We start from the raw sequence: 14,744 nt of genomic DNA on the forward strand, positions 1-14,744 counted from the left end.
GTTGAATAAGGTGCCTGACTGTTTAGGCTAGGCTATAGCTATACAGTCAAGCATCTTTTAGATTAGACTTCTGGCTTATAAAGAACTTACTGCGACCAGACTCTTTGAGACATAAAACCAAATGACTTCCAGATCGTTGCCAGATAATGTCGCTCCTGCATATGACAAATACCCTGTCACCATACGCAAAAAGCTCCTCAACCTCAGAAAAATGATACTGGATACAGCAGCCAGCATTTCTGAGGTTGGACCTATTGAGGAAACTCTAAAATGGGGACAGCCAAGTTTTCTGACATCAAAGTCCAAAAGCGGAACGACAATAAGGATTGATCAAACCAAGGAAGGTCAGGGACAATACGCTCTTTATGTTCATTGCCAAACCAACTTGCTTGACCAGTTTCGTGAACTCTATCCAACCGAGTTTATCTATAGCGGTAATAGGGCAATCCTGTTCAATGAGAAAGATGACGTAGCAGAGCACGCACTACAGCACTGTATCTCTCTGGCTCTAACCTATCATCTGAAAAAGAAATTAATCAGAGATACTTTGTGATCTCTTTCAACTCATCTAGGGTTTGATTGGATCGCGCATCTTGATCTTTTTGCCCCAAACAGTGATCAATATGATCGTGGATCAAGAGCCTCTTCGCTTTGACTACGGCTTTTTCAACGGCATATAACTGTTGAGCAACCTCAACACAGGATCGTTCATCTTCCAGCATTTCCATAATTTTATGCATATGGCCATGCGCCCGCTTAAGACGGTTTATAACCTGTTTATGGGATGTGTGCTGTGTTGACATATATTCTGCCGTCTCATCTAAATGGTTATTCTGCTTACCAAGATTTTACCACAACATAAAGAAAAAGCCTGAGACGAAACCGCTCCGGCTTTCCTTATTTATACCTGAATAGTTCTCAATCAAATACAGAGGCAATCTCGCCAGAAGAAACACCTTCTTTGCTATTGCGAAGATTGTTGTAGGTCACAGCACCGACAATCAAGAAAAATGTCGTTGTAAGAACCTGAATCAAGGTTGAAATAACAATAGCGATGGTATTCAAACTCGTACCAACAAAGAAAATCGTAATAAAGTTACTAATAAACCCGAGAACAATCGCAATAACCATAATGGCTAGGAAAAGCCCCAGTATAGACCAGCGATTACCTTTGGTAAGGTCAGCGCTTCGTCTCAGGCTGGCAAAGATACCCGGGCGTTCAACAACCACAACTGGGATCACAACAAAAAAGCATATAGCCGCAAAGATTCCGGGAACAACCAGTAATACAGTACCAATAAGAATGATAATGTAAGCCAAAAGGCCGGATAGAATTACAGGAATCAAAACACTCAGGCTCTTGGACAGGCACTCACCAATACTAATATTGCGTCCAGTGATATCCAGAAAAACCCCGTAAACAACGGCAGAGGCAGAGGCAAACGAAAGAATTGTTGAAACAATTGCAATCCAAATGAACTGGTTGCCAAAACTATTAAAGGCAGCTTCCGGGTTTTCAACACTGGCTGTTAATAAACCAGAAGATACAGACCAGATCAGCATTGGTAATTGAAAGATCAATACCAATAGATTCAAAGGAACAAAACGTTTCAGGAAAACACTAAACGTCGTGCCTAACGTGTCGCCAATACTAAATTGGCCAACAACGTTCTCATTCAGATTACTCATATTACCCCCTCAGATAATAAATCAACTTTTTAAAAACTAAAACGAGTGCACTCTATCTCAGAGTGTAATTAACTTCAACAATCAGTGCTTTTTAGATCACTCAAAAATAGACGCCACTTGCTCTTTTGTTGGACCTTCTTGTAGCTGGCGGAGCTCAATATAGGTAAAGGCACTTACAATAAGCCAATAAGCAGCTACAGCAGAGTTTATTATCTCTTCAACAACAAAATAAACAGGTGCAGAAAGCAATTCTTCGAAGAGAACAGTTCCATATGAAAAAACAACAGTTATAAAAATTGAAATCAGCAATAACCCAGTCAGAGGCCAACGACTACCCCGCGATAATTCACAACTCCGTTTTATACTCTTAATAATGCCCGGCTGTTCAACAACGATCACAGGAATAGCAACCGCCAATAGAACCATGGCATACACTCCCGGAACAATTAATAGAGCAAGTCCAAGATAAAACGAAACAACCGTGATAACTCCGATAGCCAAGACAGGAACGAAACGAGACAAACTACTCAATACACATTCCAGCATCGATATTTGCTTATTGGAAATATGCAAGAAAACACCGTAAACAACAGAAGCCTCAGCCAGAAACAACGGTAATATCAATAATAGATAAAGAGTAGCGTGTTCATACCAATCCATGTCTACCGCAGGGTTTTCCAGATCTAATAGATAATGACCTGAAAAAAAGGACCATATAATAAAAGGAATTTTGAACAAAAAAGTCAGGGTCGTAAAAAACCAAAACTTATTAGAGAAGAAAACGACGGAACCTTTCTTTAAAACGTTACCCAGATTTAAAGAACCATTTCCCCAATTATTTTCCAGTTTCACATCATTATCATTTATCATGTTTATTTTCCCGGCGAACACCAAAGAGCATCTTGGCTTCAAGCCTTTTACGCAGCGCAGCGTAATAAGCTTTTAGAAAAGCTTTGTCACTTTGTGTGCTTCCTGCTTTGTGGCCTTTCCAATAGAATGAAGATGTCTCGGACTTTGGCGGTTCAACCCATTTGATCTTCGCTTTTATACGTTCTGTAACTTCCTTGATCGTTTTGGGCGCTACCTCTGGTTTTCGCAATAACTCTTCCAGGGTTTGTAATTCGTAGATACCATAAGCATCAACCTGCTCATCCGAGAAGCTGTATAATTCCTTTTGCCCTGCCTTACTCGCCCCTAACTTATCTGAAAGCTTTTTGGTTCCGGACCCGAGGATATCTTTGTCTTGAACAATATCCCCTAACAGATTTGTTTTCGGTATTTTGACAACCCAGGTTCCGGCAATCATATCCCCTGCTCTCAAGCGATCCTTGTTAAAGAAAGGAAGGAAAATGAAAACGCCAAGCCAAACCCAAATCAAGAGATCAATGAGGCCATCATATCCGGATGCAAAAGGAGAAAAGAGCATCGAAATCGGCAAGAAGAGTTCCAGTTCACGCATGAGGTTTCGCGCAAAAACGGCATCGGGTTTTAACTGTCCCCCGTAACGATCAACAACCCTGATCCCCAGAGCACGTTTCCCCGGCGTTCGTCCTTGCCATTTAATTTCAAAGAAACTGAAATAGAAATTATACCAAAGAAACAAAAGGACAGTGACAAAAGAAAAGAGAACATAGAGGAACTCTTCCTTTTCAAGAAAATTTTCCCAAATACCAGAGAAAAGAAACCCGAGGATTATCAATAGCGGCAAGCCGTATACAATCATCAGATCCAGTAATACAGCAGCCAAACGGTCCCCGCGAGAAGCCAGCTGAAAGCTGACTGGAACACCTTCGGGGGTAATCACGCGCCGCCAGTGACTTTTCTCTTTTTCGGCTTTAGCCTTGATTTGCTTCTTGTTTGATCCAGACATTTGTAATGAAGGCGCCTTTGAAGAAGAAGTCGTCACTGTCTTTTGCATATTTTACGCCCCCAATAGCCAAAATACGCCCCCCAGAACGCAAGCATAGAGCCACCAATAAGAAAGCGTGTCGATGTATCCGTTATCCACTGGCGTCCAAAACCTTCTAGTATTGCCGCAATCAAAAGCATAAGAACGGCCCCAATCACAATTTTTGCCGCTTGCCGCCCTTCGTGTGCAAGGTTTGAAAGTCTGGATTTCCGCCCGGGCATAATCATCCCCTTGGCAAGTCCAAGCCCACCAGCACCACACAAAATAATCGCCAACAGTTCGGTCGTACCATGAATAAACAACCAGCCAGCAACATCCACGCCTAAACCACGGCTACTGTAGAGGGCGACAAATGAGCCCAGGGTAAGACCGTTATAAAAAATTAGGATAATCGTTGGCACTCCGAGAGCGAACCCGAGTGCAAAAGAAAACATGCCAACAGACGAATTGTGCGAGAACAGAGATGACGCAAAAACATTTAACTCATGAGCCTCAATGTCAGCACCGTCATACAAACCTTTTCGTAGATCCTCTGTCGCACTGGCCGGCGTACGACCGCTGGACATCCCATCGCTTACAATGGTGTAATACCATTCTTCATTTGTAATCGTCAGATAATAGGCGATAAGCGCGGCAATAAGCATGATAATAGTTGTCAGTAGTATGCGCCAACGCGCATTCCAAACAGCCGCAGGTAATTCTTCAAACAGGAATTTGAAAACAGTTCCTCCGAAACTGGCATGCACCCCATAGATACAGAAATATGCCCGCGTCGAGAGAAGCTCAAGATATTCAAGCAAGTTACGATCTAACGAAACACCTCGGGCAACAGACAAAGAGGAAAGTGTAAATCGATAAAGATTTGGCAGACGCATCAACTGATCTGCATCCAATGATTTGACACCCTTCTTTTCAATCTTTTCCACCAGATCCTGAAGCTCTTTCCAGGAAGCTTCCCGTTCTTTACGAAACTGGGAACTTTTCAGCACAGTATCCGACATTATATCAGTCTCTCCATATCAGATAAGCTCCTGATGCTTTATCGCCAGATAACGCTCAACAAGATCAGCACTCAATGAATCTGCCGGGGCCTGAATACAATGTACCCCGAGACGACGTAACCGCTCAAACACAACCCGCCGATCTCTCAGGAAATCATCAGCAACAACTGACTTGGCAATATCATTTACAGAATGAGGTTTTCTTTCGGCAACCTCTGCAAGTTCACGATCTTCCAACGTGACAAAAATAATCAAGTGACGTTTGGCGATCCGGGTTACATTTTCAATCATCAGCTCTGCTGTAACTGTATCGACAAAATCTGTATAGAGTACGATGAGTGATCTGCGTTGCAGCTTGCCAGCAAGATGAGAAAGTCCCAGCGTAAAGTTAGTTTCATTATGCTGGTAATCCAGCTCTGCACAATTTGATTGTAGATGGCTAAAGGCCTGATGTCCGCCCAAAGGTTTTGCAAGCCGTCTCACCTTGGCATCAAAACCATAAAGGCCAACCTTATCCCCGCCCCTAAGAGCCATAAACCCCAACAGTAATCCAGCATTGATCATATGATCCAGCTGCGGCAAGCCATCAATAGGTCTCGTCATCAGATGGCCTGTATCGAAAGCCAGAATAACATTATGATTTCGTTCGACCTGAAATTCCTTACAGACCAATTTTCGATGTCGCGCGGAATGCTTCCAGTCAATAGAACGCAGGTCATACCCAGGCTGATATTCGCGCAAGGCATCAAACTCGGTGCCGTCGCCACGTTGTTGTTGCACCTTTGTCCCGTGAAACGCATCGCGACTATCAATCTGTAATGCCGCAGTCTTTACGGCATGTACGTTTGGTACAATCGATACTTCGTGCCCCAGGCCCCACTTTGTCTGACGAACAATCAACCCCCAAGGGCTATACCACTTGAGCCATAAGTTGGTTATCTTGGCTTTCCCTCGGCGCTTTACAACAAGAGGAAAGGCCAGTTCACCAACTGCCTTTTGATCCAGACGATCAATAATTACAGGAGCGGCCTTTTTAAGATACTCAATCTCCACATCCAGCAATGCTGTTACACCAAATGCCCGAAGGCGACTGGAAATTGTGAGCGAGAAGAACGCATAGTCTTCGTGCCCGGCATAGAGTATTTGCGGGATATTTTGCGAAAGAGCTATTCGATTTGGCCCCAATGAATTCAGGGCATCAAAGCCAATGAGCAAAAGGGCCAGGAACAAATAAACCACACCAAACAGCCACAGTCCCTCATCCCAAACAATCAGAACAAGGCTGAGGGGTATTCCCAGCGAAATAAGAAGGGCACTACGAAGCGTTGGTCTCATTATCTCGGGGCAGCTGTCTGTTCCAGAATTTCACGAATAACATTATTTGTCCGTGTTCCTTCAATCTCTGCACTTGGCGCCAGAACAACACGATGATGCAATCCGGGAATAGCTACAAACTTCACATCATCAGGAATAACATAGTCCCGTCCCTGTAAAGCTGCATATGCTCTGGAAGCAGCCGCCAGCATCGTTGCAGATCTTGGTGATCCACCGAATTGAAGTGCAGGATGTTCACGCGTGGCACGGACAACAGATACGATATAGTTGGTTATATCCGGGCTTAATCTAATTTTGGCAACCAGTGCTCTCATCTCTTCCAGCTTGTCCAAATCAGCGATACCCTTCATACCAAATTCATCCAGCTTTGGCATTGATGTCTGATGGCCATGCATTGCAACAATCGACCGTTCCTCAGCTTCACTGGGGTATTCCAAAACGTGCTTGAACATAAAACGGTCTAACTGAGCTTCCGGCAGGGGATAAGTTCCCTGCTGTTCAATAGGGTTTTGAGTTGCAATCACTAAAAATCCTGCGCCAAGATCATGGCTGGTGCCGTCAATTGTTACGGATCGTTCACTCATAGCTTCGAGCAAGGCAGATTGTGTTTTAGGCGGTGTTCTGTTGATTTCGTCCGCCAAAAGCAAATCAGTAAAGATAGGTCCTTTGGTGAGTGAAAACTCATTGGTCTGAAAATTAAACAAGTTGGTACCTAGCACATCACCCGGCATAAGATCAGGCGTAAACTGGATACGACCAAACTTTAAATTTAAGGCTTTTGAAAAGGAACGAACCAACAGCGTTTTACCTGTTCCCGGCACACCTTCCAACAAAAGGTGCCCCTTACACAAAAGGCTGACCAGCATCAGATCCAATGCGCCTTCTTGTCCGACAATTGTACGGCGAACTTCCGTCTTCAAACCTTCACTAATGGTCCGGATATCATCCAGTTCCATGCAGCATCTCCTGTTTCCATCTATGGATATTCTGTGCTGCGCGAATGGCAGCTAAAACGTTAAATGTATTTGCTTGGTATAAATCTTCTGCTGTCTTGATAACTTCGCTACTGCTCATTTCAACACCACGCGCGTAACCAACACGATCAAGCCACTGCAAAAGTTCATATGATTCCAAATTCTTCGGCGCATGCAAGTTCATAGCAACAGATTGCAAAGATCTGTCCACGTACTGTTTGAGCATCAATGCCCCGTGCCCGCCAAAAGCAAGAAGCTCAGCTGTGTTTCCAATTAAAAATTCTTTGCCTGCCTGATACTCTTTATTACTTCGCTCAGGTGATCCAAATCGGGTAAAGCTACTCCATGCGAGAAACAGAACCGATACAGCAACCAACAAAGTGACAACAGCAAAAGGAAATTCGAACATCTTTTGCCATAAACTTGGCTCTGACGCATAACCATGAGATGTTTCATCAATGATTACGCCACCGGTTTTACCATGTGTAAGTTCATTGATGACACTAACAATAAAGGCAGCATTTCCAGCGTTATCCAGACCATGATTTGACAGGATATCCGGATCACTTAACACCCAGGTACGATCAATGTCATAGAAAAAATCTGACTGAATGACTTCGGCTAAAAGAATACCCTGATCATTATAAACTAGTGGACGTAAAACATCTGTATTTTCAGCAATCAACTGCGGTGCAAGTACAGATAGCTGCTGATCCAGAGAAAATAACTCAGAATCCCAAGTGAAATTTTCAGCGGTTAGAGTAACGTCATTTCGGACCAGTTCCAGATCACCATCAACATAATCCAGAATATCTTGTACCTGCCCTGATTGACGTAACTCCATTTCTTTGACCCAGCGGCTATTTTGCGGGTCCGGACGGACATCCCATTTAGGCAAAACAATCAATGATCCGACACCGCTAAAACCTGTCAGAGTATTCGATAATCCAGATGCCGATTGCGGTTCGATCACCAGTTTGACGTCAGAAAAATTAAACCCGCCACGAATTTCTCGACTAATCCTTGTCCGAAAATTCATTTTTTGCAGAAGTTTGGTAAAGGCTTTATGGCCAACAGCGGACTCAGAATAGGAATTGGCCCCGTAGGAATTCAGCTTAACGAGCTTGTCCTGATAGATAGAAGCAACAAAAGCGCCCAAAAACGAAAGCATTCCAATCACGACCAACCACAACAGGGTACGCTTTGAAAAGACCCGATCGTCCATTATGCCCCTCCCTGCTGAGAAACAGTTTGATGACTTGATGTCATGCTTTCAGGCATCAAAAAAATTTGAAATGCTTCACGGCACGATGAGAATTCTTCTGGTCCAGCCGAACGTCCGCCAAATTCGGTTAACTCTTCGGCGTTTACGATAACAGACATTTTTTTCTTGATATCAGCTGGTAGCCAATCTGCCTGTAAAATCTCTCTATTCGTCAAAGCATCGGGTAACGTCGTGTGGTAACTTTCTTTGACGTGTTTCAGGCAACACAAAAGAATGGCCCGAATTGCAGCTTCGAAGTGCCCTTGCCGCGCCAATTCATCCGCATGGTCAAGTGTTTCCTTACTCAATTCATCTGAAATGCGCGTCACTCTGGCATAGGAGTTCGCCTCGTCTTCAACGACTGTTTTATTCTGCGGTCGCCGCTTTAGATCGCTGAAATAGCGATAGGCAGCTTTAGCGAGCAAGACCACAACAACAACCAGGAAGCCATAAAGAATGATCTTCCCTAAAAACTCCAATGCCGAGAGGTCAAAGGGTTCAGAATCTTCTTTTTTCTTCTCTGGTACCTTCTTTTCGACCTTCTCGGTCTTTACATCAAAAGGCGGTTCACTTTGGTAACGATCTCCGGAATAGATATCTTCAATTGCCTCATCGGCAGCTCCATTGATTGCGCCATCACTTGATTGCGCAACAGCACCAGATGGAACAAGGGATAACGCCCCCAAGTTCAACAACAGAAACAAAGAGCCTACCAGAATATATCTTTGGATATTCAGACATCGACAGTGCGATATCGTATTTCTAACTAAAAAAAGCAAAAGATAAGGACCCCCACACAGCCTTATCAAGTCGATGATACTTTGGCAGACGTTAATCTGCTTGAAACGAGAATAAGTTATAAAATAGTAACCAGTACGCACCAAAACCTTGACGAGAATTCAACGCAGAATGGCACAGCCACAAGAATAGTGTCCATAGTTTTTTTCGACCTGACAGGACAATGAAAAGAATTGCTGTTACAGCTCGTTATTATTACTGGGGATTGTAGTCAATAATCTGATCAAAAGTCTTCAGACCGTCCAGCGTGCGGGCCACAATAAGCCCCCCTTCCAGCAACGCCAAAAGTTTCAGGGCTTCGCTTTGTGCACTGTCTTCAGAATAGGCGCTTGCCTTATCAGATAGAAAGACACGGGTAAGCCAGGACATATTTTGATCAAAGAAGGCCTTGGATTTCATCATCACGTTATCTGGGAGTGATGAGATCTCGGCCCCTAACATACCGCAGAGACACATTTGTTCCCCCGCAGCGTAAGAAGACCGAAAGGCTTCTTTATAGCGCCGAACCTGTTCCATTGCGGGATAGGCATCAGCGTCCCCCAGACTTTCTATAAAGCGTTCGGTGTATCGTTGCGTGACCGCGACGCCCAAATCCGCCTTGGAGGGAAAATGATAGTGAATACTGGCTGTCTTGATGCCAATTTCGGCAGAGATATCGCGAAAGCTAAAGGCGTTATAGCCACGTGTACGAATGTAGTCTTCTGCAATGTCCATAATTGCCGATGCCGTTTTTGATCTTTCGCTCATTTATCTCTCTTAATTTAGCTTATAGTCCAGCTTACCTATTAATTGATAGATAATCCCTTGACGTTTCTTTTTAAAGACATAAATGATAAACATTACAAATTACCTACTCATAGGTATATGACGGAGAGCACGATGCGCATCAATGCTGATTTCACGAAACCTGTTGAACTACATCCTTCGGATACAAGCCTGTCGCCTTCTCCGGCACCGGGGGTTAACAGGACGATGCTTGACCGCATTGGCGATGAGGTCGCACGCGCAACAACGATTGTGCAGTTCGATCGCGACAAGTATTTCCCGGAACATAGCCACGATGGCGGCGAAGAGTTCTTTGTGCTTGAGGGAACCTTCTCTGATCAGTACGGCGACTTTCCCGCCGGGACCTATGTGCGCAATCCGATTGGCACCAGCCACTCTCCCCATACAGTCGAGGGTTGCACCATCTTTGTGAAGCTCTGGCAGTTTGATAAAAACGATGCGGAACAAAAGTCCGTGAACACAAACAACAAAAGCTTTTGGACAGAAGGTTGTCACAAAGGACAGACAGTTCTGAACCTGCATGAGTTCGAGAGCGAAAAAGTCACCCTGCAAAAATGGGATGTGGGTTCCAACGCAACACTGACCACCCCGGACAAAGGCATGGAAGTTCTGGTCGTTACCGGTGAGCTACAGTCCAATGGCCGAACTTTTCCCAAAAGATCATGGTTGCGCTATCCAGCCGGAACAGAGATCAGCTACGATTTCACAAAAGACACAACGCTGCTGGTTAAAACAGGACATATTGAAGAAGCTTAATCTGTTGGTCTAGCTCTTCCTCCTGTTTTTTTGGTGCCACCTTTTAGCCCATGAATCTTATTGCTGAACCTTTTATTTGACGGATTGTTTAATAAAGCTTTTCATGCCGTAAGCAGAAATGGCTCCCCGCCTTTTTGCACATTGTAATCAAAGACGAAGCTTGACGCCTATAGGGCTCCGATAACGAAAAAATCTGAAAACACTCCACAAACAATTAATGCCCGCAAGAAACCAGAAATTCACCCCTCCCTATTGAAGTAGAACCAGAAAGCGATCAGAGTAACCCTCTGAACAGTTTTAAGCCTTTTGCCCTCTCGTTTCTCAGGTACCCCATGCTCACCGAATTCAATTCATCTGTGCCGCTGGCCTTCACCCCGACGCCCCTACATCTTTTAAGTAAGTTATCAAAAGAACTAAACGGGCCAGAGATCTTTATCAAACGGGATGACTGCACAGGCCTTGCCGGGGGCGGCAATAAAACCCGCAAGCTTGAGTTTCTGATTGCGGATGCGCTCGACAAGGAAGCAACCTGTGTGATTACGGCTGGTGGCCTGCAATCCAACCATGTTCGACAGACTGCTGCCGCAGCGGCACGTTACGGGTTAAAGTGTCATCTCGTTCTGGTGCGAAATGTTGACTGGCAAGATCCGGCTTACCAGACATCAGGGAACCTTGTTCTCGACAAGTTGCTCGGCGCCGAGATTGCTATTCATCCCGGCGGCTCTGACCGGGACCGCATTATGGACGAATTGGCATCGGATATGACAGAAGCTGGCGAAACGCCCTATATCATTCCCGTTGGCGGCTCTAATGCAGTTGGCGCCCTTGGCTATGCCAGTGCCCTGATGGAAATTCACGAACAGTGCCGCAGCTTGGGCCTCAGCCCCAAAGCGCTTTACCACGCCACATCCAGCGGCGGAACGCAAGCTGGCCTCATTGCCGGCATGATCACCTTGAAACGTCCCTTCCCTATTCTCGGGGTAGAAGTTGATGGAGACCCCGCGCCAGTTACAGACGCCATCAAGTCTATTGTGCCGGAAACGCTGGAGCGCCTTGGTCGGTTCGAGACTTGGGACCCAGAACAGGACTTGCAGGTGATAACGGGCTATGGCGGCAGTAACTATGGCATTCCATCTGAAGCAGGAAACGAAGCCATTGAACTGCTCGCCAGAACCGAAGGTATATTGCTGGACCCCGTCTATTCCGGCAAAGCCTTTGCTGGCCTTGTCGATCATATCAGACAGGGCCGATTGACCAAAAGCGATACAGTGATCTTCCTCCACACGGGCGGTGCTCAGGCACTTGGGGCTTACCCTTCCCTCTTCACCTAATTCACGTAGTTAATCATCTTAACCCTTTCTCTTCGTTGCTTCATCCTTCATGTAGGTTACCTACACTTCTCTCTTCACGCCTTGAGCAAAGATTAATTTGAATAACTATACAAATTTGAACCGCTATAAAGACCGAAAGATAAAAAGATGAAACGAGTTTGTTTTCTGGGCGCATCTGTCATGGAGGGTATGGGCGATGAAGCGCGGCTGGGAATGCCCGGACGCCTCGCCCTCTTGGAAACAGATAGCAGCGAAAACTTTATCCACTATAACCTGGGTGTCAGAGGGCAAACGCTCAAGGAAATATCAGATCGGGCCGCAGCTGAATGTCAGGCACGATTTAAAGATGCAAAGGACTTTATTGTCTTTGCCACGGGGTCTAACGATTTCGCCCTTATCGAAAGTGGTATACCCCAAAAACCTATGCCGAGAACACCACGCCGTAGAGCCATGAACAACTTCAAAGCCCTGATGACAGAGCTTTCAGAAATCGCCCCCTTGCTTGTCTTTGGCCCGACACCTGTTGATGAAAGCAAGCTGCCCTTTTTCTCGACAGTATCTAATATGAATTTTGACTTCAAAAACGCGGAACTGGCCAGCGGTTCAGCAGAATACAGTGCGATCTGTCAGGACCTGAACATCCCCTATATCAATATGCACAAAGCCCTGAGCGCGAGCGATGATTTCATGGCCGGACTGACAGAGAATGACGGTCTGCATTCAACCGGAAAAGGCTATCAGGCCATGGCAGAAATCGTGCAATCTTCGCCCCATTGGCAGGGCCTGATTCAGGCCTAAACATAGTCGTCTAACTTAACTTTTTCTTCCAATATCTCACAGGCTGTTTCATCACTCATGTAGGTCACCTACACGTCGCGCTTTACGCCTTAAGCTAAAATTAAGTTAGACAACTATTCCAAACACCTCGATTTATGAGGCTACAGAGTTCAGGAACTTCCGACAACGCGCCGCCAAATAAAATAGCCCTAACTAAAGCAGCCCCAATTAAAACAGCTAGGGGCTAAATTGGTAATTCCAGACCACGTTTGACGTTTTCCATCACAACGGTGGTAGTGAATTCCTGTATTGCCGGGTTGTCAAAAAACACCCGCTTGGTGAAGCTGTCATAGGTTGTCATGTTTTCCGCTGTGACGATCAACAAAAAGTCAAAAGCCCCGGTTACGTTGTAACACTGCTGAATTTCAGGTTCGGCAAGGAATTGGACCGTTAACTTCTTCAACATTTCTGCGTGGCAACGCTCGATAATTACCTGCACAATCAGGGTCAGGTTATGGTTTGAAACATCGGGGTTGATCACCGCAATTTCTTTTTCGATGGCCCCCATATCGCGCAAGCGTTTAATACGGCGTTGACATGCGGTCGCGGACAGACCAACCTGCTCCGCAATGCTATCTGATTTAAGGCGGGAATTTTCCTGTAATAATCTCAGGATAGCTTTGTCGAAATTATCTATTTTCATCTTGGTCTTTATGTTGGTCTGTCTTTGAAGTGGTCTGGCTCAAGCTAATCAGAGGGGCAACACTAATCTGTTGCGGCTTCCAGTTACAGGTCGAAAAAACGCTTCGATTTCTATTTGTTGCAGTTTTTTGATCTGGAAACCACTTATTTTGCAGCAAAACGATGCAAATAATCAGCTATGGTTAAGATAATAAACACTAAGTACTGGCTTTTTCAGTTTCAGGTTAATTTTTGAGTATCAGGTAACGGGTATGGATCAGGTTTTAAAAGCAGAGCAAAGCACACTGACAATGGGTATTATCTACGGCCTGATGGCTGCTCTGTTGTGGGGGGCGTGGCCTGTGGTATCCAGCCTCGGTCTTCAGAACCAGACCCTGACGCCATATGATATTACGGCCCTGCGCTTTGGGGTGGCGGGCACCATCCTTCTACCCCTGATCCTCAAACGTGGTTTCAAAGGCATCGGCTTGCCTGGCGGGCTTCTTTTTGCCTTCGGAGCTGGCGCGCCCTATATGCTGCTCACTGTGACAGGACTTAACTTTGCCCCGGCAAGTCACATGGGGATCATTGCGCCAAGCTGCATGATGACCCTGTCTACAATTGGCGGCTGGTTTATCCTTGGGGATCGCCCCGACAGAAACCGTTTGCTCGGTCTGGGGGTTATTATCCTCGGCGTTGCCCTGCTCGGTTGGTCAGGTCTGGCGATGGCGGGTGATAACCAGTGGATGGGACACCTGTTGTTTGTCGCCGGGGGTGGCTGTTGGGCGTGCTATACGGTAGGCACAAAGTATTTCAAGGCAGATCCACTCCACGCCACAGCCTTGGTTGCCGTGCTTTCCATGGTGATTTACCTGCCGCTCTACTTTATCTTTGGCGATCCACAGATCTTTGTTGCACCGATCAAAGAAACCCTGTTTCAGGCCGCTTTCCAAGGCATCGGTTCTGCTGTTCTCGCCCTGCTGTTCTATACCAAGGCAGTTGCCTTGCTCGGCGCAGCAAAGGGCGCAGTCTTCGCCGCACTGGTCCCCGGTATAGCCGTTATTCTTGCCCTGCCCGTTCTTGGTGAAATCCCGACGACCATAGAGATCATTGGCGTCAGTATTGTGACCATCGGCATGATCGGTGCGCTTGGCCTTATTAAGGGCAACAAAAAGAAGAGTACCTGATTAAAAACAACAAAAAGAAGAGTGCTTAAAGGTGGTGTGGCACCACGCCCCCTTTTTTTGATCTATTTGCGTCAGGAAAATTCGTCGCTTTTAGAGAAGCAGTATTCCGAGTAAATTGCTAGGTCATATAGCAGTAAAACTAAACGATCAATCAGCGTTATGTCATCGCTCGTGTAGGTCAGCTACACTTCGCTCTTTACGCCTTGATTAAAAGTTCGTTTTCGCGACTATTAACTCTTTATGGCTCAGGTATTTT

The 14,744-nt window shown here is 45.6% G+C and carries 16 protein-coding genes; 5 read left to right on the forward strand and 11 right to left on the reverse strand.

The annotated features are described in order from the left end of the window. Window positions 1-121 precede the first annotated feature (121 nt). On the forward strand, window positions 122-553 hold the full coding sequence (locus BKB51_RS00460) for a DUF1801 domain-containing protein (RefSeq protein ID WP_085899140.1): 432 nt from the start codon (window positions 122-124) through the stop codon (window positions 551-553). Here the strand turns inward: BKB51_RS00460 and BKB51_RS00465 are convergent. The 10 genes from BKB51_RS00465 to BKB51_RS00510 form a co-directional block, all read right to left on the reverse strand. Continuing rightward, window positions 537-803, reverse strand: a complete 267-nt coding sequence (locus BKB51_RS00465; RefSeq protein ID WP_085899141.1) for a metal-sensing transcriptional repressor — start codon at window positions 801-803, stop codon at window positions 537-539. The two genes, BKB51_RS00460 and BKB51_RS00465, sit on opposite strands and share 17 nt — an antisense overlap. Before the next feature lie 115 nt (window positions 804-918). Beyond that, a complete protein-coding gene (locus tag BKB51_RS00470) occupies window positions 919-1,689 on the reverse strand; it encodes a DUF7847 domain-containing protein (RefSeq protein ID WP_085899142.1) in 771 nt (256 codons plus the stop codon). Between the two features lie 96 nt (window positions 1,690-1,785). Further along, window positions 1,786-2,559 carry a DUF7847 domain-containing protein gene (locus tag BKB51_RS00475; protein WP_085899143.1) on the reverse strand — a complete coding sequence of 258 codons (774 nt, stop codon included), beginning with the start codon at window positions 2,557-2,559 and terminating at the stop codon, window positions 1,786-1,788. After that, complete coding sequence (locus BKB51_RS00480; protein ID WP_085900152.1) at window positions 2,549-3,559, reverse strand: RDD family protein; 1,011 nt, start codon at window positions 3,557-3,559, stop codon at window positions 2,549-2,551. The genes BKB51_RS00475 and BKB51_RS00480 overlap by 11 nt, the downstream gene beginning before the upstream one ends. A 32-nt stretch (window positions 3,560-3,591) precedes the next feature. Then, window positions 3,592-4,599: a stage II sporulation protein M gene (locus tag BKB51_RS00485; protein ID WP_085899144.1), complete on the reverse strand. Its 1,008-nt coding sequence runs from the start codon at window positions 4,597-4,599 to the stop codon at window positions 3,592-3,594. A gap of 18 nt (window positions 4,600-4,617) precedes the next feature. Beyond that, window positions 4,618-5,934 (reverse strand): DUF58 domain-containing protein, encoded by a 1,317-nt coding sequence (locus tag BKB51_RS00490; protein ID WP_085899145.1) that lies wholly within the window; start codon window positions 5,932-5,934, stop codon window positions 4,618-4,620. Then, window positions 5,934-6,890, reverse strand: a complete 957-nt coding sequence (locus BKB51_RS00495) for an AAA family ATPase (protein ID WP_085899146.1) — start codon at window positions 6,888-6,890, stop codon at window positions 5,934-5,936. Before BKB51_RS00495 ends, BKB51_RS00490 begins: the two co-directional genes overlap by 1 nt. Further along, window positions 6,877-8,133, reverse strand: a complete 1,257-nt coding sequence (locus tag BKB51_RS00500) for a hypothetical protein (protein ID WP_085899147.1) — start codon at window positions 8,131-8,133, stop codon at window positions 6,877-6,879. The genes BKB51_RS00495 and BKB51_RS00500 overlap by 14 nt, the downstream gene beginning before the upstream one ends. Next, window positions 8,133-8,876: a hypothetical protein gene (locus BKB51_RS00505; RefSeq protein ID WP_085899148.1), complete on the reverse strand. Its 744-nt coding sequence runs from the start codon at window positions 8,874-8,876 to the stop codon at window positions 8,133-8,135. The genes BKB51_RS00500 and BKB51_RS00505 overlap by 1 nt, the downstream gene beginning before the upstream one ends. A gap of 289 nt (window positions 8,877-9,165) precedes the next feature. Next, a complete protein-coding gene (locus BKB51_RS00510) occupies window positions 9,166-9,717 on the reverse strand; it encodes a TetR/AcrR family transcriptional regulator (RefSeq protein WP_085899149.1) in 552 nt (183 codons plus the stop codon). A 132-nt stretch (window positions 9,718-9,849) separates the two neighbouring features. Between BKB51_RS00510 and BKB51_RS00515 the strand changes: the two genes are divergently transcribed. The 3 genes from BKB51_RS00515 to BKB51_RS00525 all read left to right on the forward strand — a co-directional run bounded on the left by BKB51_RS00515 (window position 9,850) and on the right by BKB51_RS00525 (window position 12,641). Continuing rightward, window positions 9,850-10,512 carry a cupin domain-containing protein gene (locus BKB51_RS00515; protein WP_085899150.1) on the forward strand — a complete coding sequence of 221 codons (663 nt, stop codon included), beginning with the start codon at window positions 9,850-9,852 and terminating at the stop codon, window positions 10,510-10,512. A gap of 332 nt (window positions 10,513-10,844) precedes the next feature. Next, entirely contained in the window at window positions 10,845-11,843 is a 999-nt protein-coding gene (locus tag BKB51_RS00520; protein WP_085899151.1) for a D-cysteine desulfhydrase family protein, read from the forward strand. A 147-nt stretch (window positions 11,844-11,990) separates the two neighbouring features. Then, window positions 11,991-12,641, forward strand: a complete 651-nt coding sequence (locus BKB51_RS00525) for a GDSL-type esterase/lipase family protein (RefSeq protein WP_085899152.1) — start codon at window positions 11,991-11,993, stop codon at window positions 12,639-12,641. A 223-nt stretch (window positions 12,642-12,864) separates the two neighbouring features. Here the strand turns inward: BKB51_RS00525 and BKB51_RS00530 are convergent, their stop codons facing one another. Continuing rightward, window positions 12,865-13,323, reverse strand: a complete 459-nt coding sequence (locus BKB51_RS00530) for an Lrp/AsnC family transcriptional regulator (protein ID WP_085899153.1) — start codon at window positions 13,321-13,323, stop codon at window positions 12,865-12,867. Between the two features lie 250 nt (window positions 13,324-13,573). Here BKB51_RS00530 and BKB51_RS00535 point away from each other — a divergent pair, with 250 nt between their 5' ends. After that, complete coding sequence (locus BKB51_RS00535; RefSeq protein WP_085899154.1) at window positions 13,574-14,488, forward strand: DMT family transporter; 915 nt, start codon at window positions 13,574-13,576, stop codon at window positions 14,486-14,488. The last annotated feature ends 256 nt before the right edge of the window (window positions 14,489-14,744 follow it).

It is taken from the genome of Kiloniella majae (assembly GCF_002118315.1).
Classification (GTDB): Bacteria; Pseudomonadota; Alphaproteobacteria; order Kiloniellales; family Kiloniellaceae; genus Kiloniella; species Kiloniella majae.

What these genes read in the sequence shown, in the direction of transcription:
- BKB51_RS00535 (WP_085899154.1), top strand. Translation starts at nt 13,574, where the DNA reads ATGGATCAGGTTTTAAAAGCAGAGCAAAGCACACTGACAATGGGTATT.
- BKB51_RS00525 (WP_085899152.1), top strand. Translation starts at nt 11,991, where the DNA reads ATGAAACGAGTTTGTTTTCTGGGCGCATCTGTCATGGAGGGTATGGGC.
- BKB51_RS00510 (WP_085899149.1), bottom strand. Translation starts at nt 9,717, where the DNA reads ATGAGCGAAAGATCAAAAACGGCATCGGCAATTATGGACATTGCAGAA.
- BKB51_RS00515 (WP_085899150.1), top strand. Translation starts at nt 9,850, where the DNA reads ATGCGCATCAATGCTGATTTCACGAAACCTGTTGAACTACATCCTTCG.
- BKB51_RS00460 (WP_085899140.1), top strand. Translation starts at nt 122, where the DNA reads ATGACTTCCAGATCGTTGCCAGATAATGTCGCTCCTGCATATGACAAA.
- BKB51_RS00520 (WP_085899151.1), top strand. Translation starts at nt 10,845, where the DNA reads ATGCTCACCGAATTCAATTCATCTGTGCCGCTGGCCTTCACCCCGACG.
- BKB51_RS00470 (WP_085899142.1), bottom strand. Translation starts at nt 1,689, where the DNA reads ATGAGTAATCTGAATGAGAACGTTGTTGGCCAATTTAGTATTGGCGAC.
- BKB51_RS00495 (WP_085899146.1), bottom strand. Translation starts at nt 6,890, where the DNA reads ATGGAACTGGATGATATCCGGACCATTAGTGAAGGTTTGAAGACGGAA.
- BKB51_RS00530 (WP_085899153.1), bottom strand. Translation starts at nt 13,323, where the DNA reads ATGAAAATAGATAATTTCGACAAAGCTATCCTGAGATTATTACAGGAA.
- BKB51_RS00475 (WP_085899143.1), bottom strand. Translation starts at nt 2,559, where the DNA reads ATGATAAATGATAATGATGTGAAACTGGAAAATAATTGGGGAAATGGT.
- BKB51_RS00485 (WP_085899144.1), bottom strand. Translation starts at nt 4,599, where the DNA reads ATGTCGGATACTGTGCTGAAAAGTTCCCAGTTTCGTAAAGAACGGGAA.
- BKB51_RS00490 (WP_085899145.1), bottom strand. Translation starts at nt 5,934, where the DNA reads ATGAGACCAACGCTTCGTAGTGCCCTTCTTATTTCGCTGGGAATACCC.
- BKB51_RS00480 (WP_085900152.1), bottom strand. Translation starts at nt 3,559, where the DNA reads ATGTCTGGATCAAACAAGAAGCAAATCAAGGCTAAAGCCGAAAAAGAG.
- BKB51_RS00500 (WP_085899147.1), bottom strand. Translation starts at nt 8,133, where the DNA reads ATGGACGATCGGGTCTTTTCAAAGCGTACCCTGTTGTGGTTGGTCGTG.
- BKB51_RS00465 (WP_085899141.1), bottom strand. Translation starts at nt 803, where the DNA reads ATGTCAACACAGCACACATCCCATAAACAGGTTATAAACCGTCTTAAG.